The following is a 24,906-nucleotide window of genomic DNA, read 5'->3' as shown; positions in this document are numbered from 1 at the left end:
GCGTTTTTTTATTCTAATTAAGAAGGCTGTTGTTTTAGAACTAAGGTCCTGAAACACGCTCAATCGAGACGTTACCAACCCCTTTGCTCGTGATACCTAATTGCTTGGCAGCACCATAAGACAAATCCATTACCCGATTACCGTGGAATGGACCGCGATCATTAACTTTTACCACGACGCTTTTGCCATTGGTTTTATTGGTGACTTTCACATAGCAATTTAATGGTAGTGAACGATGCGCCGCTGTTAGGGCATTCATATCAAAAGTATCACCGCTGGCCGTCTTGCGACCATGAAACTTACGGCCGTACCAAGATGCCAAACCGGTTTGCTTAAATTTGCTTACTGAGTTAGACGCGACTGCTGTTAAGCGTTCTAACACATCTTCGTCATTGCTTACTTGGGCGGTATCGCTCGCTAAGAGTGAGCTGCTAAGTGCTAATGAGGTAGGCTGACGGGCAGACTTAACCAAGCTTGAAGCACCATCATGTTGACGACTAAGCTCACCGAGTACACGGTCGATATGGGAGGCGTTATCTTGCGAAATCATTGCAAGGGTGGTTTTTGCTTCTACCGCATTGGCATTAGATGCGACTGCAGAGCCAGCAAATAGAAATACTGACATTGTAAGTAAACCAGATAAACGCTTATTCATAAATACCTCTATAACTTATACATTAAAACCTAACTCTAAAAATCTTAGATCGAGTGTGACAGACTTAGACCAATCTAATCGTGTCGCAAGCTCTAAAGCCTATGTATCAATCGGTCATTCTAATCAGGATTGATGCAAAAGACGGCTTTTATAGGGTCTAACATATGATAATTTTCATTTTGTTATCATAAATGCGTTGCAGTAGTAAATGACCGAAACGTTTACGATATGCTCAAATGATAGTTAACAATATTAATTAAGTACCGACTTCAATAGTTAAACAACTAAAGTTTAAATGGTCAGTACCGACATTTATCATATCCGATAAACAAACTTCCATGTATTGCTAAATTAATAAACGTTTTGAAGTGTATTACGTATTACTTTGTTATTAAAGCGTTAATTAAGTAGTCGATTTGAAAGCCTGAAATCTCGGATTTGCTAACTATACGGATGAGCTATAACTAAAATATAATTAAATGCTAAGTTTGTTAGTAGCTCTGTACGGGTTATGTAGCAAAACACAGTAAAACGAGGTTAACGCAATTATTTGTAAAAAACAAGGATTAAAACCTATCAGTGTAGATTGACAATAAGTACGCTTTTGACGAAGAAAGACAGTGATTTTATTTTTAATAATTCAATAATATCAAGGGTTTATGATAGATAACTGCTTTAGAGGAAAATGGATAATATCAAGAATATCTGTAGTATTAATTACAAATAAAGCCAGTTTTTTGTCGTTAAAACTGACCTGCATTCTATTTTTTAATTTTTACCGTCAGAGTTATTAGATGATGGCGGTTAGTTAGATTTATGAGTATGAATGGACATCAGCAGCCCAAATCCCGCCATTAAAGTGACGATTGCGGTGCCACCATAGCTAATGAAAGGTAGGGGTACGCCAACGACAGGTAAAATGCCGCCGACCATACCGACATTGACGAACACATAAACAAAAAATGACATGGCGACCGCGCCTGCTAATAATCTGCTATACACATCGGGATGGGTGAAAGCGATATATAAGGCACGGGTGAGTAAACAGGCATAAACGAACATCAACAACATCACGCCCAACAGACCAAATTCCTCAGAGAAAGCCGCGATGATAAAGTCAGTATGGCCTTCCGGTAAGAAGTGTAGATGCGACTGCGTGCCCTCTAAATAGCCTTTGCCCGTCAGTCCACCTGCACCAATGGCTGTTTTGGACTGAATGATGTTCCAGCCAGCTCCTTGTACATCTGCTTCAGGATTGAGTAATGTCAATACTCGGGTACGCTGATAGTCGTGTAATAAAAAATTCCAAGCGACGGCGATGAGGGGTATCGCTAAGACGGCCGCGCCCGAAATCACCCGCCATGACAGACCTGCTAAAAAAAGCACGAAGATGCCACTGGCTGCAACTAACAGTGAAGTACCTAAATCAGGTTCTTTGGCAATCAATAACACCGGAACGATGATCAAGGCTAAAGTGATCGCGATACTTGATGCTGATGGAGGTAGGTCGCGCTTAGACAAAAACCAGGCACACATCATCGGCATACCAAGTTTCATAAACTCTGAAGGCTGCACGCTGCCAAATCCTGGCAGGTTAATCCAGCGCTGTGCCCCCATGCGCACTTCACCAATGATGTCTACCAATACCAATAGTACGAGTCCTAGTACATAAAAAACAGGCGTAAAGGTACGATAAATACTTGGCGGTATTTGTGCCATGGTAAACATCACGGTAAATGCCACGCCATAGCTGACCATTTGGCGTATGACCATGCTATTGTCTTGGGTTGAGGCACTATATAGAATCGTTAAGCCAATGCAGCAAACTGTTAATAGAAGCAGGGTCAACCATGGATCGATATGGATACGTTGCCATAGCGTCGGCGCATGACCTTGACCGAAATGGTGGCTCTGACGTGAAAAACGATATTGCGGATTAGAAGACATAGGCAAAGTGTGACTGGCAATTGGCGTAAAAGAGATGTCGAATTTGACATAAATGTGTGATAAATCAGTGATTACAAGAGGTTCATTCCAATAGGTGCCAGCAGATAAAGTAACACATCAGTAATAAAGTCACGTAACTATGAAAATTATGAGGATAAGTGTTAATTACGAATAGGTGGCTACGAATTAGAAGCGATAGTTTAGCCTGCTTGCCAAAAATTTGATAGTATCGATAAAACGTTTTTAGCGGTAGCTTCTTGCAATGATCAATAAAAAAAACCATGCCTATCGGCAGATTCATAAGCCTATTATCGCCCTATTGGTTTGTGCCAGTAGTATTAGCGTTCATGCAGCTATCGTGAGCGATAATAGTGAGCGTCGTATCGAAGTCCGTCAAGGAGGCAGTAGTGGCAATAGCAGCAGTAATGCTTATATCAGGCCTTCCACGAACGCGACAAGCTATAACTCAGGCGTTACTATGTTAAGTGGGGCAACAAGGTTAAGTGGAGCAAATGCGATAGCGGGCGATAGCATGCAAGGGCTAATTCAGCAAAAACAACGTGATTTCGATTTTGACGCCAGCTTATCCATCGAAGAAAACAAACGCGTCAATATCAATAGACGTACGCCTAGCTATAATACAACTTATCCTTCCACTTACAGCACCAGTAATAATACTTATAACAATTTTACCAGTATCGACTTTAACGGCTGGCTAAATAGCAATAGCTACCGTGCTAGCCAAGTCGCTGATTATCAACGCTATTTGAACGCACGAGTGGGTGCGCGTAATGTACCACCCTTGTCTCAGCTGCTTACGACGGCACGTAGTTGGGATAAATGTGGCTATGAGCCTTATCAGCTGCCACCGCAAGAATTATGGGCCAATATAGTTCCCACACTACGACTGTATAGTGAGCTAAAGAATCAAGGTATCTTACCTGCCAGTAGTGAGATACGCTCAGTTTACCGTAGTCCTGGACTCAATGACTGTGCTGGCGGGGCAGATAGCAGCAAACATATGACTGCGGGTGCTATAGATATTTGGGTGCCGGAGTACGAAGATAATTCATGGCTGCTTAGTACCATGCAAGATGGCCTATGTCAGTTTTGGCAATATCAGGGTCAGTCTCATAACTTTGGGCTAGGACTGTACTCCACGGGTGCTATTCATTTGGATACTGAGGGTTATCGCAAGTGGGGCTTTAATCATGCTAGCAGCAGTTCATCATGTCGTTATTAATAGTTTTATTCGCATAGTCAAAACGACTATAGTCAATCCACTATAAAAGCGTTACAGCGTTAACCTCGCTTGAGGTATTAAATATACATCTACACTCGGTTGCCTTGTACCACTTTTAAATTGAACCGACTATATAGTTATCCTATTATACTTATACAAATCACTTTTTATCTCAGTAAACTATGCTGTATTATGTCAAAAAATATAGCCTAGTTTATAGTAAGTGGGATTTATGAAAAAGTGGTACTTAAGAGTAGAAAGATCGAGTCAATCAGAAAAACCGAAAAAAAGCACTTTGCGCTCAACTCAGATGTATGCAGGGCTATGTTGCTCGGTGATTCTGTCTCTTCTGTTTATTAGCGCCTGTAGCCCGAACACTGCTTCTGAAAATAGTTTGCCTAACGTAAATGCCTCGGATGCAAAAGACATCGAAGAAAACATTAAAAACTCTTATGCGCGTCTCGCTGCCAAACGTCCTGATGTATGCCCAAAACTACTACAAAAAAACGTCGACGATGACACTATTGTCCGTACTGCGGAGGTCATGATATCGAATTATTGTGATTATTACTTATACCCAGAGAGGGGTCAAAGCATAAACATTGATATCAATACCGATCAAATCGAGACGTTGCTAATTGTGCCAACCATGCATAACTTTGCCAATGGTTCTTATCAAGTCGAATCTTATGATAAGCATGTGATTCGTTTAAATTATGTCGGGGTGACTCATAAACCCGATCGCTTAAGCTATGACGTAAACATCACCATCACTAGCTAACTTGACTGAAGCCAATTACTTTACATAATAGCTGGGATTTATAACGTTATTCATTATTTTGTATTAGGGCGTGTCCTCATTTTTAAAATGAGGACACGCCCTAGACAATTCTCAATGATTTTCCTAAAAGCACTTTTATAAGTGCTTTTTTTTGATCCTCATTATTATTGATAAGCATTATTTATTAGTCTTCCAAGGATCCTCTTGTCCAACCGTGACAATCAAAAAGTCATCCGGTTTGAGCGTATCGCGCATGGTTTTATTAACCTCTGCTAATTGTACTTGGTCAATACGACTCACATAATTGGTCAGATAATTCTTGGGCAACTGATAAAAATTCATCATTCCCAATAAACTATTGATACCGGCATTGCTGGCAAAACCCATCGGAAAACTGTTCTTTAGATTGTCAGTCGTCAAACGCATCTCAGTGCTAGTAATACCGTTATCCAAAGTATCATTGATGACGTCTAAGCTGGCATCAATAGCAGCACGGGCTTTATCATTACGTGTCGAAAACCCAATCTGATAAGGGCCGCGCGCCAGCATCGGACTCATTGAGCCTGAAATACCATAGGTATAGCCAAGGTTTTGTCTGATTTCGGTCATCAGCCGCGCATTGAAATCACCGCCCGCCAGCACTTCGTTACCCACGGCAAAGTTGGTCTGTTTCTGCTGTGCGATAGCATCAGTGGCACGTTTATCGCCCAATTGTCCCATAAGTACGGTCGTTTGGGTGCTGGGAAAAGGAATGTGAATATGCTGCGCTTTTGTCAGTGATTTGGGCTCAGGTAGTGTTGTCGCTGCTTGACCGACTGGCAAGTCAGCCGTGATATCGTCAGCAAGCTTTTTGGCTTGGGTTAAAGTCAGATTACCCGTCATCGCGATAGAAGCATTTGCCGCCACCAAATAGCGATTTTTGAAGTCGAGCAATTCTTTTCTTTCAATACTCGGTACACTGTCGAGCGTACCAACGGAAGGGTGCGCGTAAGGATGGTCGCCATATAAGGCTTCGTTAAAAGCAATGCTCGCAAGGCTATTGGGGTCTTGTTTTTGCTGCTGCAAACCGACTAATAGTCGCGCTTTGTTACGTGCTAGGATATCTGCATCAAACGCCGGTTCATTTAGCATTTGAGTCATCAAGTCGACGGCAGGCAGTAGATGTTTGTCATCGGATAAGCTGCGTAGCGAGACGATGAACATATCTTTATAGGCGCTACTGCTCAAATTCACTCCCAAGGTTTCAACAGCGCGGGTGAACTCATTTTCATTTAAGCTTTTAGAGCCTTGTTCCAACATAGTAGCAGTCATATTGGCGATGCCAAAGCCAGCTTTGCGTATGCTGCCATCACGAGCACTGCCTGCATTAAAGCGTAAATCAATATCAACAATGGGCAGGGCGGCGGTGCGTACAAAAAGCACAGGAACGCCAGCTTTGGTTTTGAACTGTTGAATGGTTGGCACTGTGACTTTTAATGGCTTAGCATCAGCGACACTTGTAAGTGTTGATAGTGCGGCTATTGGTGCATTTATATCAACGGCAGCTGATGGCGTACGAAAGTCTTCGCTACCAGTGGTATCTGCCTGAGCGGTGGTCGTCAATATCGTCAAACCTAATAATATACCTAGGCTCAAGTAGGAACGCTGCTTGAACCTAAGTTCGAAACGAGGTTCGAAATGAGATTTAAATTTGCGATTTACTAACGGCAATAAAGGGCTTTTTTTTGTATTCATGAGAAAAGTAGTCTGAGTCATGGCTTTCTTCTTATTAATAAGGTCTTTAGCATTGGCTTATCAGTGAAAAATATTGACAGCACGTTGTTATTATTTGTTTTTGCTTACCGTTTTTTGACTTGCTTGCTTTGTAGATGCTTTTTCTTTAGACGTTTGCTCAGTAGGCGGTATCACATGCATGACGGTCAAGTTATTCTTAACCAAGTACTTTTTACTGGCCGCTTGAATATCAGAGATTTTGACACCATCGAGCTTGGCTGGTAATTCGGCAAGCAGCCTGTCATCGAGACCGATAGACTGTAGCGAGCCAATCATGCGTGCCTGACCCTCCATGCTGTCTTGCGCATAGATCAATCCAGTGACCGTATTGGTTTTGGCACGACTGATTTCGTCAGCAGCAATAGGATCGGTTTTGAGCTTTTCTATTTCAGAGAGTATGGCTTGTTGCGCTTGTTCTAAGCTAACACCTTCACGCGGTGTCGCTTGAATTAAAAACAATCCATCGCCGCGATCGAGCAAGTCATAAGACGTGCCAACTGTGGTGAGCAGGCCTTGTTCGCGTATCAGTCGGCTCTCTAAGCGAGCAGACAGACCACCATCTAATACGTCTTGTGCCAGCGATAACGCGTAAGCTTGTTTTTCATTGGCTGTGCCGGCAGTGACGAGACTGGGCACGTTATAGCCCATCAGCAAAACCGGTACTTGTACTGCTTGTTCAGACTCAACTTGCTGATAACCACGAAAGCCTTTTTGACTGACAGCAGGGCGTTTGGGCAGATTGCTTGGTTTGAGATCACCGAAGTAGCGTTTGACTTGCGCCAATACTTCTGTTGGGTCGACATCGCCGACAATCACCAAGGTCGCATTGTTGGGTGCATACCAAGTCTTGTACCACTCTTTTAGCTCTGGGAGCGTAATCGATTCAAGCTCACTCATAGGGCCAATGACAGATTCGCCTTTTGGGCTATCAGGCAGCGCTAACAATCGGAATGATTCATAAGCTTTGGCAAGTGGGTTGTCATCGGTACGTTGGCGTCGCTCCTCCATGACCACTTGGTGCTCTTTGGTAAATTCGTTGTCATCGAAGATTAAGTTTTTCATTCGATCGGCTTCGAGCTCTAGCGCTAGCGGCATGCGGTTGGCTGGGAATAGCTCGTAGTAACCCGTATAGTCATAACTGGTAAAGGCATTGTTAACGCCCCCAAATTTGGCAATTAAGCGTTCATAATCGTCACTCGATACATTAGAGGTGCCTTTGAACATCATATGCTCTAGCAGATGCGAGAGTCCGCCTTTATCAAGCGGCTCGTCTGTCGACCCCACTCGATACCATATCTGGGTCATGGCGACGGGTGCGCGGTGGTCTTCTTTTACCACGATCTTTAGACCGTTTTCTAACTGATACTCATGTCGACCTGACATATCCATGGACAACGCTGACGACTGCTGATCGTCCTTACTGTCTGGATTTTGATTTACCTTGTTCTGCGCCGCACCTTGCATGGCTGGATTTTGGACAAGCGCGTTTCCATCCGCTGACGAAGGAGTACCAACAGTATTGGTTTGACAGGCTGCAAGAGTAGTTGCTATAGCCAAAGCGCCAGCAACGCGTAAAACGTGTAGTGGTAAAGTCGAGGACATGGTATGTTCTGCTTATATAAAAAGATGACTGAATGTGTGCCTGCTAACTACAATAATCGCCAGCGTTATAGCGATTTGTGTGCGCCAACCATTACACTAGCCGTCGGTTTGAACTCTGATGTTGTGTTACAGCCAGTCGCTGACAATGCGATGGTGGCTATTAGCAGAGCTGCGCTGATAGAGGTTATTTTTTTATAGCAATTTAGTGACGATAGCATAAGTGGTTCCTAGTAGAAAGTTATTGAATAAAGTTCGCTAAGAGTAGGCGAAGTTGCGCCTGCTAAGGGTCAGATTTTTGTGTCCAAACCTTAAGCTAAACTTTCTCAACCGTTTGGCCTGTCTGATCACTTCTTACTATTTAGCGTTGGTCTGGTAGGGTAAAGGCTGAGCGCAACTTGAATTATGCTAAACTAGGCTAAAAATAATCTATCATTTGAATGGTAGAAAACTGACAATATACCGATCAATTTTAAAATAAACATCTTACTAATAATGATAACTTTTAGGGCAAGCTTATGAATAACCCAAATAATAGCAATCGTGTAGTCATTAACCTTGACGGTGGTCTCGATGACTTAGATGACGATGATATTACCTTACCCAGTCTACCGGTGCAATCTATGCCCATCGTTGATGAGGATAGTGTACCTACCAAACCGTTAGACGATGCTAGGGTGACTGATAAGCATCATGATAATATGACAAATAATGACGATACGAAAAATCAAGAAACGACGACAAACAAAGACGTCTCAAGCGCCCATGCTGCTGAAAGTATCGCTTTAGCCACGCCGATTGTCATGACAGAAGAGCATAACGTACCTAAAAGTTCCTCTGAAAGTTTTTCGCGTGCCAAAGAAACAGAAGCTAGTAGCAAGACCAATACGGCTTCAACGATTCCAACCATGCCATTACAGGAGCAGTTGGGAGATAGTCCGAGTGTGACCCCCGTTGTTAATAGCGATGGGCAAGTTGCCATGCCAAAAGAGCCAGTAGCAGAGACTCAAGAAAGTCAGAAAAAAGGCAGCTGGTTTAATCGGATGAAAACAGGGCTGAGTAAATCACGTAAAAATCTAGCTGAAGGTATGGTCAGTATCCTGATCGGTGGCAAAGAAATCGATGATGAGTTGTTAGAAGAAGTTGAAGATCAGCTACTGGTTGCTGATATTGGTGTCAACGCGACCAACCGTATTATCAAAAGCTTGACTGAGCAGACAGCTCGTGGGGATTTGATTTATTCGCATTCATTGTATAAAGCATTGCAAACGGAATTGGTTGATATCTTAACGCCAAAAGTAGCGCCGTTGGTGGTTGATACCAGCAAAACACCTTTTGTGATTTTGGTTGTGGGCGTCAATGGGGTCGGTAAAACCACCACCATCGGTAAACTTGCCAAACGCTTACAAGGTGAGGGCAAATCTGTCATGCTGGCTGCTGGTGATACGTTCCGAGCTGCCGCAACCGAACAGCTGCAAATCTGGGGTGAGCGTAATAACATTCCAGTCGTGGCGCAAGGTCATGGCTCAGATAGTGCCTCTGTCATCTTTGATGCCATGCAGTCTGCCAAAGCAAAAAACATTGATGTGCTGATAGCAGATACCGCTGGGCGCTTGCAAAACAAAACGCATCTCATGGCTGAGCTAGAAAAAGTCGTACGCGTCATGCGTAAAGCCGATCCAAGCGCACCGCACGAAGGTATGATTGTCCTCGATGCTGGCACGGGTCAAAATGCCATTAACCAAGTAGAACTCTTTAACAAAGTCGTGCCATTAACGGGTATTACAATTACTAAGTTAGACGGTACTGCCAAAGGTGGTGTGGTCTTTAATATTGCCGAAACCACAGATGTGCCTATCCGTTATATTGGTGTTGGCGAGTCGATTGATGATTTACGCGCCTTTAGTCCAAAACAATTTGTCGCTGCCTTGTTCGAAACCGATGATAAAGAATAGCGCTCGATAGGTCGTTTTAGCCAATAAACGACTCTTGGGAATATAATCATTTGAAAGGAATAGTCATGATAGTTACTACAGCAGTTTTTGGATCACATCAATTGACGTTGATTGCAAGTGTCAATGAGCATAGTAGCCCTAAACTGGTTGAAGTCAATTGGCTGCTGGCAGGTAACTCTTGGCACAGCTCAAAATCTATTCCCAAACTTAAAAAGCACTACGGCCTTGCCGATCAGAATTTTACGTTCATTAATAACGATAGCTTAAGAGAAAGTGAGCCTGCCCAAGCATTACTCATAAATGCTATCGAACAGTTAAAGGCTTATTTTAAAGGGGATCGTCAGAATTTCGATTTGCCTATAGATGCAAGCTTAGGAACCCATTTTCAGCAACGAGTTTGGCAAGCATTACAAGATATTGGTTATGGCGAGACAATCAGCTATGCAACGCTGGCGCAAAATGTGGATAATCCCAAAGGCTTTCGCGCGGTGGCCAATGCCAATAGCAAAAATCCTTTTAGTATTATCGTTCCTTGTCATCGCGTCATTGCTAGCGATGGTAAGCTTGGAGGTTATACGGGCGGGCTGGATAAGAAAGAATATTTGTTAGGGCTTGAAGGCGTCACTTGCAAAACTTAGTTTGAAGCACATGCCTATCACACAAATAAACCCAAAAAAGGCCAAACATTTTAAGTGTTTGGCCTTTTTTACGAATATATCCCGTCCTGAAATAAGTCTAAGAAAAATGATTTTATTTATGGATGAGACAATCGGCTGACTTGTTATATCTTTATCGAAACTTTATGAGGCAATTGTTTTTGTGAGGTACGCCAGCGAAACAGCAGCAGTAATGCAAAGTAAAATGCCCACAAGCCTGCGAGTGCATAAAAGCCCATAGCGACTTGAGTGACACTGGCCCCCATTTGATTTAGCTGCACAGAGGTGTTGATAGCAGGGGTAGTCGGCACCAGCCAACGTACCAACTGTAGTATCTCAGGGAGTTGGTCGGCAGGCCAAGGGTAGCCACTGATAAAAAATAACGGTAACGAGCTAAAGATTAAAATTTGCATACTGCGCTCACGTTGCCGGAACCACAGTCCCAGCAAGCAACCAAGGGTGGCGACGGTCGGACAAAATAGCAGCAAGAATAACAAACTGCCAGCCATATTTTGTCCACGTGGATAATGATGGAGCTCAAACGCCCAGCCATAATAAAAGCAGCCGATAATAAAGCTCAACATGCTGAGTGCGCCAATACGTCCTAGCCAGCCGCGTATCGTAGTCATGTGGCGGCGCTGCTCATACCAAGTACCGATCAGCATTGCGGTGGCCATGAGTAACGTCTGCTGTAATATAATAATGGATACCGCTGGCACCACGTAGGCACCATAACCTTCAGTTTGGTTGTATAAAGGAATAATTTGCAGTGGGACGGCTTGGGTACTTTTGGCAGCGGTAGGCGAATACGCGCCTTGTGCCACGCTTTTTTTCACTTCAATACCAGCCGATACCGTACTGACCGCTTTTAAAAAGCCCAGCTGTACGTTTTTATTCAAGATAAAATAGCCGCCATTGCCGAGCACACTCACGCTAGCTGCTTTACCAGACAACACTTGCTGCTCAAGGCCACTTGGGATGACCATATAGCCAGCGATTTGATCCGACCACATGGCCTCGATGGCATCTTGCTCATTAACAAATCGCTGTGTGTTCAGCTGCGGGCTGGCACTCGCATAACGGACAATGGTACGGGATAAGTTGCTATTGTCTTTATCGATAATGCCAACGGGTACGTGATTGACGACTTCAGTAGAATACGGCCATGGATAAAAGAAACCATAAATGATAGGAGCCACAATTAACAGCAAAACCACGCCTTTATCGGTAAAGATATCTTTGAGAGTCTGTAAAAAACTGCCTAAGAAGCTCTGTGACGATGACGAAGTGGTTGATTCAGCATGTTTTTTTTGTGGCTTGTTTTTTGATAATGGCGACATTAACGTGCTCCCCAACGTTCAGGACGCGCCAATGCGCGCTTGCTTAGTACGGCAGTCAAGCCCATAGCAAGCAAGGTCGCTAGCGTTAGGCCATAAATGATTGGCAAAGATACGGCAACGGGTGCGTGCATCTGTAATTGCGCGATATGTAGTTTTAGATAATGGGTAAGCGGTAGGATGTTCGACCAATGCTGCGCGCTATCACTAATAGCGATATAAGGAAAAGTGACACCTGCAAAAGCGTAAGAAGGCGCAGAAATGAAACCGGTAGCGGATAAGCCCATACGCAATGAAAATGAATTCAAAGTAAAGATGGCTCCTAGCCAAAACGACAGCATCATCAATAGTATCAGCCCGATGTAAGTGACAACCATTGAGGCGAGAGCGACCGTTTGTTGCGGTGTGGCAAGCCATAGTGCCAATGCAGACCATATACTATAAGCAAGCATTGGCCAAAAATATTTGCCCAATAAGCCAAAAATTAAGACGGCAATACTTACTTGCTGATTTTTTTTGAGACTTTCCAATATTTCAGGGTCATCGCTACGTGTTTGCTTATTGTCGAGCGTAGACAGTGCTTCATTATCTATGAGTGCCGTCAAATTGGGACGACCAGTATCAATAAAAGCGTACCAGTGACCGATTCGTTTATCCCGCAACTCACGTCCAATCGTCGTTGCTCCAATGACCATTGCCAAAATATGCAGCAGTGCAGGGATAACAGTGGAGGCCAAAAACTGCTGATAGTCGGTTGCCGCATTAAACAAACTGATGCGCTGAATACTGATCGGCGAGTAAGCAATCGCCGCTTGCGAGGGTGCCATGCCTTGCTTGACCAAACGCTGTATCTCAACGCCTGCGGATAAGGTGGCAGCGACAGACTGAACGCTTTTTTGGATAATCCCAGAGTGTGTACCATACTGAGCATTTACTTGTAAAATCAGTGGCGCTGGCTTATTGGATAAAATATTGCGAGAAAAATCCTCAGGGATAATCACGACTGCATAAATATCTCGTTGCAGGATTGCCGCTTCAGCAGCGGCTGGCGAGCGATAAAGCTGTCTGACGGTAATATCAGGACTGGCCTCTAGATAGCGCACCACGGTATTAGCAACAGGGCTATTGTCTTGATCGATCACCCCAATAGGCAAATTGGTAATTTGCGTTTGCGAAAAAATCCACCAAATCAGCAGTACTGTCGCCAAGGGTATCCAAACCACCATGGCAAAATCCCAAGAATTTTTGGCCAAAAAACGCCGCTCATAGGCGGCACTACGTATAAAAGCTTCGCTAAGCTGAGTTAGGCGCATGGCTTATTCTTGGCTCTGATTAGCAAGGGTTGGATTGATACGGACGATGACACTCATTCCAGAGCGAATCCGCGTATCAGGTTTACTTGGTCGCGCCTTGACTTCAAAGGTACGTACATCAAAGCCATCATCATTATTGGTGGGTCGCCACGTCGCAAAGTCAGACAATGTAGAGGTTGCGTAGACAATAAACTGCTTGCTATAGGGTTTGTCTGCTGATGATAACGCCGGAATAGTACCAGTAAACTGCTGACCAATGGCAAACTGGTTCAAATAGGTTTCGGTGACATTCAGTACCACCCATTGATCGTTGGTATTGACCAAGGTTAATAGCGGCACACCTTGACCGATGACTTCACCAGCACTGACTATTACATTATCTACGATACCAGCAATCGGGCTTTTTAAGTTGGCTTCTTCTTTTGCAGCCAGTGCTTCATCTAGCTGAGCATCGACTTGCGCCACTTGTGCGGTAGCTGCGGATTTGTCTTCACTACGCGTGCCTTCCATCGCCAAATCGTATTGCAAGCGTGCCGCTTCGGTTTGATCTTGGGTTGCAAGATACTGCGCATAGGCTTCATCGCGCTTTTGCCGCGCCATGAGACCTTCTTCATAGAGTCGATTGACACGCTGATAAGTATTTTCTGCCAGATCAGAGGCCGCTTTGTTGGCTTGCCATGCAGCCTTTGCTTGGGCAATCTCTTGCGGACGAGCACCATTTTCGGCTTTATCAAGCTGACTCTGTGCCATTTGCTTACCAGCCTGCGCTTGATTAATCTTTGCGTTAATCTCAGGCGAATCCATCTCAATCAATTGTTGACCAGCCGTCACCTCATCACCTTCAGTGACCATGATTTGAGCGATACGCCCCGGTACTTTTGCGGCGATGGAGGTTTGCTGCATTTGCATTTGCCCTTGTAGGGTAACGACGTCAGGTTCGCTGCTTTGGTTGCTTTTATACAAACCATAAGCGATAACGCCCAAGGCAATCAGCACGAATAAGACAAGCAGCGCCTTTTTTATCATGGCAGACTTGTCAGATTTAGGATCATCACGATAAGTAGGTGTTGCCTGTTCTGGTTCCACGTCAGGTATGTCTTCTACAGAATCGACTGACGGCTGATTATTATGAGACAGCGTTGACTCATCAGTCGAATCAGTTGATTTGCGTGAGTCGTCTGATTCGTTTGGAAATTCAGTCATGACAGTGAGATTCCTAAAGCAATAAAGTTGAGAGTGAAAGGCTTATAGTACAAGTGCTTTAACCAGTAATATTGTTATCCGTTTATTAGTACACTCGAATAGCATAAGGTTTAGAGTTTTCTATGGTTTCAAAATTAAAAATAGCACCAAAAGCGACAATAAATGCTGAGTAATAAAGCCACAGCATAATGACTACCGCTGCTGAAAGCGCACCAAACTCAGCGCTATAGTTATTAAAGTTTTGCACATAAATCGAAAATAACACGGACAATAGAATCCAGAGAACGGTAGCTAAGGCCGCGCCTGGCACCAGATTTTTTAGCGCTACGGCGTCACGGTTTGGCGCAAAACGATATAGGCTTAAGAAGCTTAAGAATATAATGCCAGCCAATATCGGCCATCTACTCCAAAGCGCAATGGTCTTAGCGATTTGCGGAAAAGGAAAATAAGCCGCCGCCAAAGGAATAATAGCGATAGAGGAGATGGCTATAATCAAGACCACAACGGCAGCAAAAGTTAAACTCAGTGCTCGAATGGTGCCTTGTATAAAGCTGCGCTCTTGGGTGATATGAAAGGCAAGATTAACCAGGATAATTAAGGATTTTATGCCTTTGGAGCCTGCATAAAGAGCTAGTAGCATCGATACAATCAAACCAAAAGTCAGTTTGGATGCAGTGTTCGAAGCCAGCTCGCTTAAGCGTGAATTAAGAACCTCATATACAGACTCAGGGATAAACGAACGTAAAAGTGAAATCTGCTCTTGCATTTCAACAGGTGAAAAAGCGAGACCATAAATCAGTACAAACACAGCCATTGCTGGAAAAATAGATAAAAAACCAAAAAAGCCTACGCTCGCGCAATGTGCCCAAACATTAGGGCTATTTGCTATACGCCATGTCTGAAGCAGGTGCGGCAGCCAATTGGTTACTTTAGAAGTTAATTTTTTCATAAAACGCTTATTCACAGTAGAGCTAGGGTTAGTAGTATCGTAAGGTCAGTAATAATATAGCCATTAGCCATTTAATTATTATCAATATAAGCGCTTATCAACACGCTCTATTACTCTTCACACGAGATCATCATTCACTATACAAGATAGGTAGCTGAATATCTGCCGCATTAAGATAGGTGTTAAAAGCCAGTGGCGTCCCGCAACTTTGCATGAGGGCGGCAAGCGCTTGCACATAGCTGTTGGCTGCCTGTGCTTGTTCAGTTCGTGCTTTGAGAGACTGCGTTTGGGCTTGAACCACGTCGACCGTCGTATTTACGCCTTCTTGGAGACCCAACTGACGCAAGCGCAATACTTCTGCTGCCAAGTCAACATTGCTCTGTAATGCTTGATAACGTGACTGGGCATTATTTATATCGTGCCAATTTTTTTCGACCAATAACAATAGATTGTCACTGACTTCAATCTCAGAGAGATCCGCTTGGCGTATTTGCGCGTTACTTGATGCCAGTGATGCTGTTTTATCGAGTCCACCCCATAGCTTCCAAGTGGCAGAGATACCAGCGACCCAACTGGGGTCTTTTTCGACTTGTCCGTAGCCGTACAGCATAACCGTAGGCTTGTAACCGGTATCTGATAACGCATGAAGTTGCTGAGCCTGTGCGCGTTTGGCGGCGACTTTCTGTAACCCTGGATGATTGGCAAGTGCCAAGTCTTGGAAATAACTCACATCAGGTAGCGGGCGACTGGAGACAAACAAAGGCGTGGTCGGTTTGATACGATAGTCGGTACGTAATAGCCGCTGCAAAGCAATCATCGCAAGGCGTGCATCGTTATTGGCATTGACCGATTCGCTTTTGGCATCTGCTAAAGCAGACTGTGCTTCTAGTCTGTCGACGCGTGAAATAAAGCCTTCTTCGAACAGACGCTCCGCCATATGATCGGTCTGCTGCAAGGTATCATAAGCGTCTTCACGCAAATAGGCAGCGATAATGGCCAGCTGCGCCTTAAAATAGCGCTCAATTAGGGTGTTATAAAGCTCGTTTTTGTCTAATAGGCTGTCCGCGACCGCTTCTTGGGTGCGTGCATCGGACGCGCCTGTTAACGCTGTTGTCCGCCCAGCAGTGTAAATAGGCCAAACAACGCCAATACCTGCGCCCGTCGTTGAGCCTGAACGATTAAAATCATAAGAGTCTGGAAGGCGCTCACCGACCAATTCACCAAAATTTGGCAAATCTGTGGTTGGTGGAATAGGAGGGATAACCTCATCTACGCTATTATTGATCTCATTAACGATGCCGTTTTTGAGCGATGATAAATCAATGTCTTCTTCCACATGATAGGCACTGGCCGATACGCGGGCAAACACCAGCGGATTGTCTATGGTTTTTAGGGCATCGGTCTGATATTGACTCGCGGCAATGGCGGCTTCATTGGCCGCAAGCTTTGGCGAGACTTGCAATAAGATGTTTTGCGCCTGCTCAAGACTCAAAAAGCTAGAGACTTCTAAGGGATAGCTATTATCAACCGCTTTGTGCGTGATAGGATCGATAAGCGTGGCTAGGCGGCTCTGTTGCTCAATGCCTTGACTATGCATGGTGGATGCAGAGCCATTGATGGCAGTATTATCGTCCACTGACAACGTTGTATCTGTCTGAACAGCCGTCGCAGCGCCAGTTTGTCGTTCATCATCAGCGTTAACGATCTGGGTTACCGTTACTGGTGGCACGTCATTCTGTGACTCAACGTTATCCATGTTAGCGTTTGCTGAGGTAGCGACGGACAGCCCCATGAGCATAACCGTCATCACAGCAGTAGACAGAGTTGATAATGCAAATTTCATAAGTCACACAAGCCATTAATTAGAATGCAAGATTTTTTAAAACAACGCGCGATACTCATCATTTTAGCCGACCACCTAATAGCGTCGTTACGCTATTATAAACTATCCGGCAGCCAGCAAATTAATAGTGCTCGAATAAGTTTTAAGCAAAAAACACGAATAGAATAGGCGGAAAAAACAAAAGATGAGGATATATAAATATTAACTAAAATTTTGTCGTGCTTAATGCGGGGTACACTCTAGACACACAACCGTGACGGGTCAAGCCTCAGTATCTTGTCGTTGTCTATTGTATAGTCAATGCTGATGTGGTAAAGCAATGGTTTTGGCTTTTATAATAGCGTTATTATTGATTAAACTATCAGAACATGACCGTGATCAGATCATGAATTTTTTATCTATTAACCAATTGATAACTAAATATTTTTTGTATTTCACTACTTTGGTTTTACTGCTAATTCATAATAATGAAGGTTATGTTTCGACTGTTAATATTATAAAAGAGTGGTTATTTAAGTAGGTTAATTTATTTATGAAAACCGCTGAATATAAAAATATGAGAATGATATAAACTATCAATCATATAATAAATAAGACCAGTAAAGGATATGAGTAATGGCAGGATATATTTTGGCTCTAGATCAAGGCACCACTTCGAGTCGCGCGATATTATACGATGATCATGCGCGTCCGATCAAAATGGTGCAACAGCCAACCACATTACAGACACCCAAAGCGGGCTTTGTGGAGCAAGATGCCCAGCAGATTTGGCAAACTCAGATTAGCTGTGCGCATGACGTCATTAACCAAGCAGGGCTGCTCGCCACCGATGTCACTAGCATCGCCATCACCAATCAGCGCGAGTCTATTGTCATGTGGGACAAGAAAACGGGCAAACCCTTGGCACCTGCGATTATTTGGCAAGACCGCCGTACTGCAAGCTACTGCAAAACGCTTGCTGCTGAAAGCGCGGGTGGTGGGGCTCATAGCGGTAACACGGATGAAGACGATGACATGGCACACGAAGTGCAGCGAATCACCGGTTTACGCTTAGACCCTTATTTTAGTGCCAGTAAAATCGCTTGGCTGCTCGAAAATGACCCCAAGCTTAGCGTACGAGCACACAAAGGCGAGGTGGCAGTCGGCACCATTGATAGCTGGCTGGTTTATAAATTGACAGGCGGTGAGCATGTTATTGATGTGACTAATGCTTCTCGTACGCTGTTGTACGATATTCATAAACTGGCATGGTCGGAGGAGTTGTGTGCACGTTTTGCTATTCCCATGAATATTTTACCCAAAGTCCTGCCATCCGATGGTGAGTTTGGCAAAACAAAAAAAGGCTTATTTGCCAAGCAAATCCCTATTCAAGCAGTATTAGGCGATCAGCAAGCAGCACTTTTTGGCCAAGGCTGCCTCGATGCTGGCATGGCCAAAAACACCTATGGGACGGGCTGTTTTATGCTGATGAATATCGGTCAACAGCCAAAGTTGAGCGAGCATAAGCTATTGACGACGATAGCATGGCAACGAAAGACGACAACGCTGCGCCCCGACAATTTATCCTTTGATCAAATCGTGCAGTCTGGCAAGCGTATGCTACAGCCGCCCAAAAAAGAAGTCACCTACGCGCTAGAAGGTAGTGTGTTTATGGCAGGTGCAATCGTCCAGTGGCTACGTGATAATCTAGGCATGATTCAGCAAAGTGGTGAGGTCGAAAGCTTAGCGCGACAAGTCGATAGTAGTGAAGATGTGGTGCTGCTTCCTGCATTCACAGGGCTTGGCGCACCTTATTGGCGGTCGGACATTAGTGCCAGTATTACAGGTATGAGCCGCGGCACGACCAAAGCGCATATTGCTCGTGCCGCGTTGGAGGCAGTTGCTTACCAAACGTATGACGTGTTAATCGCTATGCAAAAAGACAGCCCGCACCCCTTAACCGAACTGAGAGTCGATGGCGGTGCTGCCAATAATGATTTGCTCATGCAGTTTCAGGCAGACTTATTAGACGTCCCCGTACTGCGTCCCAGAGACACGGAAATTACTGCCAAAGGTGCAGCGCTCCTTGCTGGTCTAAAGACGGGATTGTACGATGAAGCAACGATGCAATCCTCATGGCAAGTCGATCGAGTATTTGAGCCGAGTATGTCTGCTGATGAACGCGAGCAGCACCTCTATAAATGGCAACGAGCCATCGCAAGGTCGTTAATGCAGATGTAGACAGGGGTTTTTTGCTGAAATTAGCGGCATCATGTGTTTGTGATTACTCAAAGCATAAATCCATCGTACAAAACCTTGAGAAAGATACAGGCTGTAACGCAACACAATCGTAATATGGACACAGTTTACATAATCTATCTATCTGTTCTTGTACATAAATTTCTATAATTTAGATGAATCAAATAAAAAATGACTCAAGCAACACCGCTAATTTTTAGCACTTAATAACTCTAAAATATAACAAATAATTTAAGGATAATATTATGAGTAACCATGACGAAATTGATCGCAGTGAAGTAAAACATATGTCAAAAGAAGCCAAGCAAGACTTGAATGCTGACATTATCACAGGTGAGCCAGGCTCACATCCAGTAGGCACTGGTATTGGTGGTGTAGGTGGGGCAGCTGCAGGTGCGGCAATCGGTACGATGGCAGGACCACTCGGTACATTAATCGGTGGTGCTATTGGCGCTATCGTTGGTGGCGGTGCAGGTCATGCAGCAGCTGAAGCAATTGATCCAACCCATGAAGAAGCTTACTGGCGTGCCGAACATGCAAACGCTGACTATTATACCGAAGAGCATGACTTTGACCGTGACCTACACCCAGCTTATGCGGTAGGTTATGCTAACCGCGCTCGCTATCCTGCGGACGCTCGCTTTGAAGATCATGAAGCAGATTTGGAGCGTTCATGGCATGAAGTGAAAGGTGAGTCACGCATGGAGTGGAATGAGGCACGTAGAGCATCACAGGATGCATGGAATCGTGTGTCGTAACATTAGCAAATAGAAAACCTCGGCATTTCCGTATTTTTATAGCTGAGTTTTTACCTTTAGAAATTGTAGCTATATTAAAGCCTCTAGAGCATGCTCTAGAGGCTTTTTTGCATGTTGCAACCTTGGTAGTTGTGGTAATCTTAATGATGTCTTAACAACCCATAGAGCTACTATGACTGACTCTTCTTCTGAAACGTGTGAGCTTGCTCCTGATATCGCCAAATTTTATCAAGGTAAGTCTTTACAAGGTCAGCCACCCAGTCTTTGGACGTTGGTGTTGTCTCAAGTCACTACTTGGATATTTGCACGGTCGCTCATGAATGCGGCCGTTTTGGGATTTTTCTATGGTATCGCTGGTACTTTGGCTTATGGGATGTATTATTTTAGTTTTATCACTGGCGCGCATATTGTCGATAGCTTACGATTCAAACATGGTTTCAATAACATACAGACATTCATGCAAGTCAAGTTTGGGGCAACTGGTGAGCATCTTTACAATGCAGTGATTGGTTTTCGATTAGTGAGCGAGGTGTTCAGCAACTTACTGGTATTTGGGTTTATCACCACCTTGTTCGTAGGCTTTAATGAGAATTATCTAATACTGATTATAGCGGTTGCTACCTTAATTTATTCTTCGATTGGTGGGCTGCACACGGCGTTAAAGACAGATGTTGCCCAAGCGTTATTGACGATCGTCGCCATTGCTGTTCTGTCGGTTGCTATGTTTGCACATCCCTTGTTTTCCTTCGATGACATTATCAGCTCATCTAATACCGCTGACAACAAGGGATGGATATTATTGATAGTTGCATTTATCCAAATATGGAGTTATCCCGCTCATGATCCTGTTATGACTGACAGAGGATTTTTAGCAGACAGGGGCACTACCAAAAAGTCATTTTACTATGCTGCTCCTATTTCGATGGCTTGTATCCTTCTGTTTGGTTTGCTAGGTGTATTCGCACAGCTGAACAATGCAGGCGGTGCCACTGAAGTGACGCAAACGCTCAATACGCTATTCTCACCAGCGGTAATGATGTTGTTTAGTTTCGCCTTAATTATTTCAGCCATATCAACATTAGATTCTACGTATGCCAGTGCCGCAAAATTGATAGCCATTGATATGAAACTGGTAAAGCCAACTGTTAGAAATGGCAGACTAATCATGCTAGGATTTTTGCTGGCAGGCTTGGCCTTCATTGCAACTGGTAGCAAAGACCTGTTTGATGCGGTGGCCATTAGTGGTACGGCTTCCTTGTTTTTAGCACCTGTCGTGTTTTTTAGTATTTGGTCAAGTTGGGAAGTCAAACCTTGGGCCATTATAGTGAGCTTTGTATCAGCGCTCATGGCTGGTATTGTCTATATGTTAGAAAACGGTGGCTATATTACAGTGATGGCACCAGTATTTGGCGCAGAGCACAAATACGTGCAGCTGTTGATATTATGTGTCATGGCTTCTATGATTGGTAGTATCGCCTTTGTATTGGCTCGCAAACGAATGTGATTAGCCAATCTGTTAAACAGCTAACTACGTACAGATGTAACATGCATATAAATATTTAGCGTTATGACTTTGATGGAGCAAGTATTCGCTACATTATCAGTTGATCGATTTTTTGAGTTTTAAGTAGCAGGATAAAGCAATACGAAACACTACAGATTTAGTACGGGCGGTCTATTATCATGAACAAGTTGCGTTGTTTATTCATAATAATGCATACTATACATATAGCACTAGGATTTTTATGACTTACTCTGCCCATAAAGGTATTGATAAACAATTTTATATCGCCACTGCTAATTTACTAAATTTTGCCAATCCCAATCGTACTTACTATGAAAATGCTGAGCCATATAGCAATAAAGCGTATGAAAATAAACTGCGTGGTATCAGCGATTTACTAGAAAAAGCCCATGCCGACATTATTGCTGTACAAGAAGTATGGGACAGTGAAGCGTTAGAAGCGCTAGCGGTATCGTTAGGATTTAAGCCTGAACATGTGGTTATTCCGCTGGCAAGCAATGATAGTGCGAGCCTTTATACTCAAGGTAGAGGGGCGCAAAATACGCCTGCTGTGGGAATTATTAGTCGCTTTGAGCAGCTAGAGACAACTTTATTAGAAGAGGTGGCACCAAAGGCGGTGATTGATATTCCTGATATCGGTCCTTATAAACGCTTTAATCGCCCACCGTTGGTATTGCGAGTCAATGCATTCGGGCAACCGATTACTGTTATTACGGCTCATCTTAAAAGCAAGCGCGCTTTTTTCTTACGTGATGAAGCTGGCAATTTGCTAGAAGATATGGATGACCCCAATATTCGTATTCGTGCCAAACTTCGTAGCTTATGTATGCGGGCAGCAGAAGCGGCCTCCATCCGTATGTTTATTATCGAACGCTTAAAGCATACTCGCGAGCCCTTAATCTTACTCGGTGATATGAACGATGTCACGGGTAGTGTGACCACGCAATTAATGACTGAAACTGGCGAAGTGAATTACGACAAAAGCATGCGTGATGTTGCCTTGTTTGATGCCGCTCGTGTCCAAGCGCGTTATGGCTGGATGAAAGATGTAGCGTATACCCATATCTATCAAGGTATGCCAGAAGTGATTGATCAGTTGTTTGTTTCAGAAGAATTTTTGCCTGATAGTAAGTTTGCGCTTGGTCAAGTCGAACGAGTTGACTATTTTAATGACCATTTAAAGTGGGATTATGCCGATAGAGTCATCGATCATGGTATTATAAGGGCGAAAATAAAACTTCATGATTAACCCTATTATGTTGTTAATTGATACATTCTTTTTTAACCCATGCATGTCCCTTGCTTGATAGTGTACAAGCGTTTATGATGCCTCTTCATTGAGTATAGAGCGGTAATATTAGCCCGTATTACCAACTAACGAACAGTCTTTCTTAGATTTAGAATGAATACTGTCCAATGAAGACCATATTTATAAAGATAGGGCACAACATTAAGAGATTTATAATGAGCGAAAACAAAGACGAAAAGATTGAAGATGTGTTGGTAGACTCGGAACTGGCAAAAAAACTGGTACCGAATAAATTCAAGTTCACCAGTCAGCAAGGCCGTGCACGCCGTCAGAAACTTTTGGCTGGTGCCAAAAAGTTGAGCGAAACACAAGCTATTAATGATATTACTTTGGCTGCTGTATGTGAAGAAGCCGGCATTCCAAGAGCCTCTGCTTATCATTTCTTCCCTAATATCGAAGCAATATTTTTAGCATTACGCTTTTTGAATGCAATCGAAATATTAGAAATAGTAGAAACGGTCGATATCGGTAATTATGACAGATGGCAGGGTTATTTGACGGCACTTATCGATAAGTGTGTGACGATATTCCATAACGATAAAACCAAAGCCAAGCTCGTTTATGACACCAATACACCTGATTTTGAAGGCGATAGTTTTGGTGAAGATATCGATCATCAGATCGTTGACTTGGTTTATAAGCGTTTGTCAGAGCGTTATGAAATGCCGAGTTTCCACGACATTCAAGACACGCTATTGATCGCCTATAGTATTGTAAATGCTATCTTTACCTTATCTTATCGCCGTCATCAAAGTATCACCAATGAGTATATTCAAGAAGCGAACACCGCATTTATTGCTTACTTGCGTTGCTACCTACCAGAAAAACTACCACGTAAGAATCGCTAGTCTCTCTGCAAGTTAGCCATTTTGATGACACGCCCTAAGTAAATAAAAAAATCCGACATCATATGTCGGATTTTTTGTGTCTACTGTCTTTGTTCGCTGTGGTTAGGATAGGTCTAACGGATCGGCGTCAATAACTGCCCACGGCAAATATCAGTACTTGTATCTAAAGGCGCATATTGCTCATAATAGCTGACGATTAGATTCTGCAAAGCAACGTTGGTTTGCGAATCATTGGCATTCACATAAGCTTCACGCGCTTGCTCTAGCCAACGGTCTGCCATGCGAAAGTGGCTGCCTGACTCGCGCCAGCCTCGCTCGCATTGATTGGTCGCTGCCCAGATGAGAGAAACCTCACTGAACGCCAGTTCACGTGGTGCTGAAGTAATACCGTCACTATCTTTTAGGGCGCTTAGGGTTGCCCACAGATCGGGTCGCATCAAGGCTGAGTTGGAGGGAATGTCTTGATGCAGACTAATGTCTTGTATCGTATCATTCTTTAGCGCGTGTAGTATGGTTTCTGCAAACTGTGCTGCTTGTAGCCCAGCAGTTGAGCGACTATTCATGCTGTCTTGATGGATGGCATAGGTCAGCCAAGCTTGCGCTTTATAAGCAAAGTATTGCTGACGTGCGCTCATACTTTTTTGCTGATACTCTTTTAATTGTGTCAGCATACACTGCATAGCACGTTGATGCGTGCTTTGATATTTATAAGCAGGCGTTTCGCTTTGCAATTCACTATCACAATAGTCATTGGCTTGTAGAGTGGTAGCTTGAGTATGGCTGTCTGCTGCCACTGCTGATGACGTAGTTGCTAGTAGTAATACTGCTGAGAGCGCAGTATAGATAGGCTGTTTGTAAGTTATTGCTTTAATCGCAGAGTACAACATAATACTGACCTTATATTAAGGTAATAAGTGTGGATATTTACTCTTATTAAGACTGACTTTATGAGTCACTAACCGATGAATAATAGC

19 protein-coding genes and 1 pseudogene are annotated in these 24,906 nt (G+C 43.7%); 10 read left to right on the top strand and 10 right to left on the bottom strand.

The genetic code is table 11. The features are described from left to right. Positions 1-40: 40 nt before the first annotated feature. Both J5X94_RS14075 and rodA read right to left on the bottom strand, forming a co-directional pair. A pseudogene (locus J5X94_RS14075) lies at positions 41-382 on the bottom strand (septal ring lytic transglycosylase RlpA family protein); the annotation flags it as partial. Positions 383-1,459: 1,077 nt separating this feature from the next. Continuing rightward, positions 1,460-2,602 carry a rod shape-determining protein RodA gene (gene rodA, locus J5X94_RS01880; RefSeq protein WP_201592572.1) on the bottom strand — a complete coding sequence of 381 codons (1,143 nt, stop codon included), beginning with the start codon at positions 2,600-2,602 and terminating at the stop codon, positions 1,460-1,462. Positions 2,603-2,864: 262 nt separating this feature from the next. Between rodA and J5X94_RS01875 the strand changes: the two genes are divergently transcribed. Both J5X94_RS01875 and J5X94_RS01870 read left to right on the top strand, forming a co-directional pair. Then, the gene (locus J5X94_RS01875) at positions 2,865-3,845 is read left to right on the top strand and encodes a D-Ala-D-Ala carboxypeptidase family metallohydrolase (protein WP_210539646.1); all 981 of its coding nucleotides are present in this window, start codon (positions 2,865-2,867) and stop codon (positions 3,843-3,845) included. Positions 3,846-4,077: 232 nt separating this feature from the next. After that, positions 4,078-4,626 carry a hypothetical protein gene (locus tag J5X94_RS01870; RefSeq protein ID WP_210539644.1) on the top strand — a complete coding sequence of 183 codons (549 nt, stop codon included), beginning with the start codon at positions 4,078-4,080 and terminating at the stop codon, positions 4,624-4,626. A gap of 177 nt (positions 4,627-4,803) precedes the next feature. Here J5X94_RS01870 and J5X94_RS01865 read toward each other — a convergent pair whose 3' ends face one another. Further along, a complete protein-coding gene (locus J5X94_RS01865) occupies positions 4,804-6,381 on the bottom strand; it encodes a M16 family metallopeptidase (RefSeq protein ID WP_210539643.1) in 1,578 nt (525 codons plus the stop codon). Positions 6,382-6,450: 69 nt separating this feature from the next. After that, positions 6,451-8,001 (bottom strand): M16 family metallopeptidase, encoded by a 1,551-nt coding sequence (locus J5X94_RS01860; RefSeq protein ID WP_210539641.1) that lies wholly within the window; start codon positions 7,999-8,001, stop codon positions 6,451-6,453. A 3-nt stretch (positions 8,002-8,004) separates the two neighbouring features. Here J5X94_RS01860 and J5X94_RS01855 point away from each other — a divergent pair, with 3 nt between their 5' ends. From J5X94_RS01855 to J5X94_RS01845, 3 genes are all read left to right on the top strand, one after another. Continuing rightward, positions 8,005-8,199, top strand: a complete 195-nt coding sequence (locus J5X94_RS01855) for a hypothetical protein (protein WP_210539638.1) — start codon at positions 8,005-8,007, stop codon at positions 8,197-8,199. Between the two features lie 779 nt (positions 8,200-8,978). Next, complete coding sequence (gene ftsY / locus J5X94_RS01850; protein WP_210540034.1) at positions 8,979-9,953, top strand: signal recognition particle-docking protein FtsY; 975 nt, start codon at positions 8,979-8,981, stop codon at positions 9,951-9,953. Positions 9,954-10,018: 65 nt separating this feature from the next. Then, a complete protein-coding gene (locus tag J5X94_RS01845) occupies positions 10,019-10,591 on the top strand; it encodes a methylated-DNA--[protein]-cysteine S-methyltransferase (protein WP_210539637.1) in 573 nt (190 codons plus the stop codon). 143 nt (positions 10,592-10,734) lie between these two features. Here the strand turns inward: J5X94_RS01845 and J5X94_RS01840 are convergent, their stop codons facing one another. The 5 genes from J5X94_RS01840 to J5X94_RS01820 all read right to left on the bottom strand — a co-directional run bounded on the left by J5X94_RS01840 (position 10,735) and on the right by J5X94_RS01820 (position 17,254). Continuing rightward, positions 10,735-11,949, bottom strand: coding sequence for an ABC transporter permease (locus J5X94_RS01840; RefSeq protein ID WP_210539634.1), 1,215 nt, complete (start codon positions 11,947-11,949; stop codon positions 10,735-10,737). Further along, positions 11,949-13,259: an ABC transporter permease gene (locus tag J5X94_RS01835; RefSeq protein ID WP_210539632.1), complete on the bottom strand. Its 1,311-nt coding sequence runs from the start codon at positions 13,257-13,259 to the stop codon at positions 11,949-11,951. Before J5X94_RS01835 ends, J5X94_RS01840 begins: the two co-directional genes overlap by 1 nt. A gap of 3 nt (positions 13,260-13,262) precedes the next feature. After that, on the bottom strand, positions 13,263-14,462 hold the full coding sequence (locus J5X94_RS01830; RefSeq protein WP_210539630.1) for an HlyD family secretion protein: 1,200 nt from the start codon (positions 14,460-14,462) through the stop codon (positions 13,263-13,265). Positions 14,463-14,547: 85 nt separating this feature from the next. After that, positions 14,548-15,411 carry a YihY/virulence factor BrkB family protein gene (locus J5X94_RS01825; RefSeq protein WP_210539628.1) on the bottom strand — a complete coding sequence of 288 codons (864 nt, stop codon included), beginning with the start codon at positions 15,409-15,411 and terminating at the stop codon, positions 14,548-14,550. A 130-nt stretch (positions 15,412-15,541) separates the two neighbouring features. Then, positions 15,542-17,254, bottom strand: a complete 1,713-nt coding sequence (locus tag J5X94_RS01820) for a TolC family protein (protein WP_210539626.1) — start codon at positions 17,252-17,254, stop codon at positions 15,542-15,544. A 615-nt stretch (positions 17,255-17,869) separates the two neighbouring features. Here J5X94_RS01820 and glpK point away from each other — a divergent pair. The 5 genes from glpK to J5X94_RS01795 all read left to right on the top strand — a co-directional run bounded on the left by glpK (position 17,870) and on the right by J5X94_RS01795 (position 23,932). After that, complete coding sequence (gene glpK / locus J5X94_RS01815; RefSeq protein ID WP_210539623.1) at positions 17,870-19,474, top strand: glycerol kinase GlpK; 1,605 nt, start codon at positions 17,870-17,872, stop codon at positions 19,472-19,474. A 263-nt stretch (positions 19,475-19,737) separates the two neighbouring features. After that, positions 19,738-20,250 carry a hypothetical protein gene (locus J5X94_RS01810; protein ID WP_189581493.1) on the top strand — a complete coding sequence of 171 codons (513 nt, stop codon included), beginning with the start codon at positions 19,738-19,740 and terminating at the stop codon, positions 20,248-20,250. Between the two features lie 172 nt (positions 20,251-20,422). Beyond that, positions 20,423-21,754, top strand: a complete 1,332-nt coding sequence (locus tag J5X94_RS01805; RefSeq protein ID WP_210539622.1) for a hypothetical protein — start codon at positions 20,423-20,425, stop codon at positions 21,752-21,754. Positions 21,755-21,995: 241 nt separating this feature from the next. Beyond that, on the top strand, positions 21,996-23,024 hold the full coding sequence (locus J5X94_RS01800; protein WP_210539620.1) for an endonuclease/exonuclease/phosphatase family protein: 1,029 nt from the start codon (positions 21,996-21,998) through the stop codon (positions 23,022-23,024). Positions 23,025-23,239: 215 nt separating this feature from the next. Continuing rightward, positions 23,240-23,932, top strand: coding sequence for a TetR/AcrR family transcriptional regulator (locus J5X94_RS01795; RefSeq protein ID WP_010198157.1), 693 nt, complete (start codon positions 23,240-23,242; stop codon positions 23,930-23,932). Positions 23,933-24,045: 113 nt separating this feature from the next. Here the strand turns inward: J5X94_RS01795 and J5X94_RS01790 are convergent, their stop codons facing one another. Next, positions 24,046-24,819, bottom strand: coding sequence for a hypothetical protein (locus J5X94_RS01790; RefSeq protein WP_210539618.1), 774 nt, complete (start codon positions 24,817-24,819; stop codon positions 24,046-24,048). Positions 24,820-24,906 lie beyond the last annotated feature (87 nt).

Source organism: Psychrobacter sp. K31L, assembly GCF_017942195.1.
GTDB lineage: Bacteria > Pseudomonadota > Gammaproteobacteria > Pseudomonadales > Moraxellaceae > Psychrobacter > Psychrobacter glaciei.
Note: the sequence above shows the minus strand (reverse complement) of the source record. Positions and strands in the feature narration are given on the sequence as shown.

Bases quoted from the DNA above. Each gene is read 5' to 3' on its own strand.
- J5X94_RS01800 (WP_210539620.1), top strand. From the start codon at position 21,996: ATGACTTACTCTGCCCATAAAGGTATTGATAAACAATTTTATATCGCC.
- J5X94_RS01790 (WP_210539618.1), bottom strand. From the start codon at position 24,819: ATGTTGTACTCTGCGATTAAAGCAATAACTTACAAACAGCCTATCTAT.
- J5X94_RS01810 (WP_189581493.1), top strand. From the start codon at position 19,738: ATGAGTAACCATGACGAAATTGATCGCAGTGAAGTAAAACATATGTCA.
- J5X94_RS01805 (WP_210539622.1), top strand. From the start codon at position 20,423: ATGACTGACTCTTCTTCTGAAACGTGTGAGCTTGCTCCTGATATCGCC.
- glpK (WP_210539623.1), top strand. From the start codon at position 17,870: ATGGCAGGATATATTTTGGCTCTAGATCAAGGCACCACTTCGAGTCGC.
- J5X94_RS01840 (WP_210539634.1), bottom strand. From the start codon at position 11,949: ATGTCGCCATTATCAAAAAACAAGCCACAAAAAAAACATGCTGAATCA.
- J5X94_RS01845 (WP_210539637.1), top strand. From the start codon at position 10,019: ATGATAGTTACTACAGCAGTTTTTGGATCACATCAATTGACGTTGATT.
- J5X94_RS01835 (WP_210539632.1), bottom strand. From the start codon at position 13,259: ATGCGCCTAACTCAGCTTAGCGAAGCTTTTATACGTAGTGCCGCCTAT.
- rodA (WP_201592572.1), bottom strand. From the start codon at position 2,602: ATGTCTTCTAATCCGCAATATCGTTTTTCACGTCAGAGCCACCATTTC.
- J5X94_RS01795 (WP_010198157.1), top strand. From the start codon at position 23,240: ATGAGCGAAAACAAAGACGAAAAGATTGAAGATGTGTTGGTAGACTCG.
- J5X94_RS01825 (WP_210539628.1), bottom strand. From the start codon at position 15,411: ATGAAAAAATTAACTTCTAAAGTAACCAATTGGCTGCCGCACCTGCTT.
- J5X94_RS01830 (WP_210539630.1), bottom strand. From the start codon at position 14,462: ATGACTGAATTTCCAAACGAATCAGACGACTCACGCAAATCAACTGAT.
- J5X94_RS01860 (WP_210539641.1), bottom strand. From the start codon at position 8,001: ATGTCCTCGACTTTACCACTACACGTTTTACGCGTTGCTGGCGCTTTG.
- J5X94_RS01875 (WP_210539646.1), top strand. From the start codon at position 2,865: ATGATCAATAAAAAAAACCATGCCTATCGGCAGATTCATAAGCCTATT.
- ftsY (WP_210540034.1), top strand. From the start codon at position 8,979: ATGCCAAAAGAGCCAGTAGCAGAGACTCAAGAAAGTCAGAAAAAAGGC.
- J5X94_RS01855 (WP_210539638.1), top strand. From the start codon at position 8,005: ATGTTCTGCTTATATAAAAAGATGACTGAATGTGTGCCTGCTAACTAC.
- J5X94_RS01820 (WP_210539626.1), bottom strand. From the start codon at position 17,254: ATGAAATTTGCATTATCAACTCTGTCTACTGCTGTGATGACGGTTATG.
- J5X94_RS01870 (WP_210539644.1), top strand. From the start codon at position 4,078: ATGAAAAAGTGGTACTTAAGAGTAGAAAGATCGAGTCAATCAGAAAAA.
- J5X94_RS01865 (WP_210539643.1), bottom strand. From the start codon at position 6,381: ATGACTCAGACTACTTTTCTCATGAATACAAAAAAAAGCCCTTTATTG.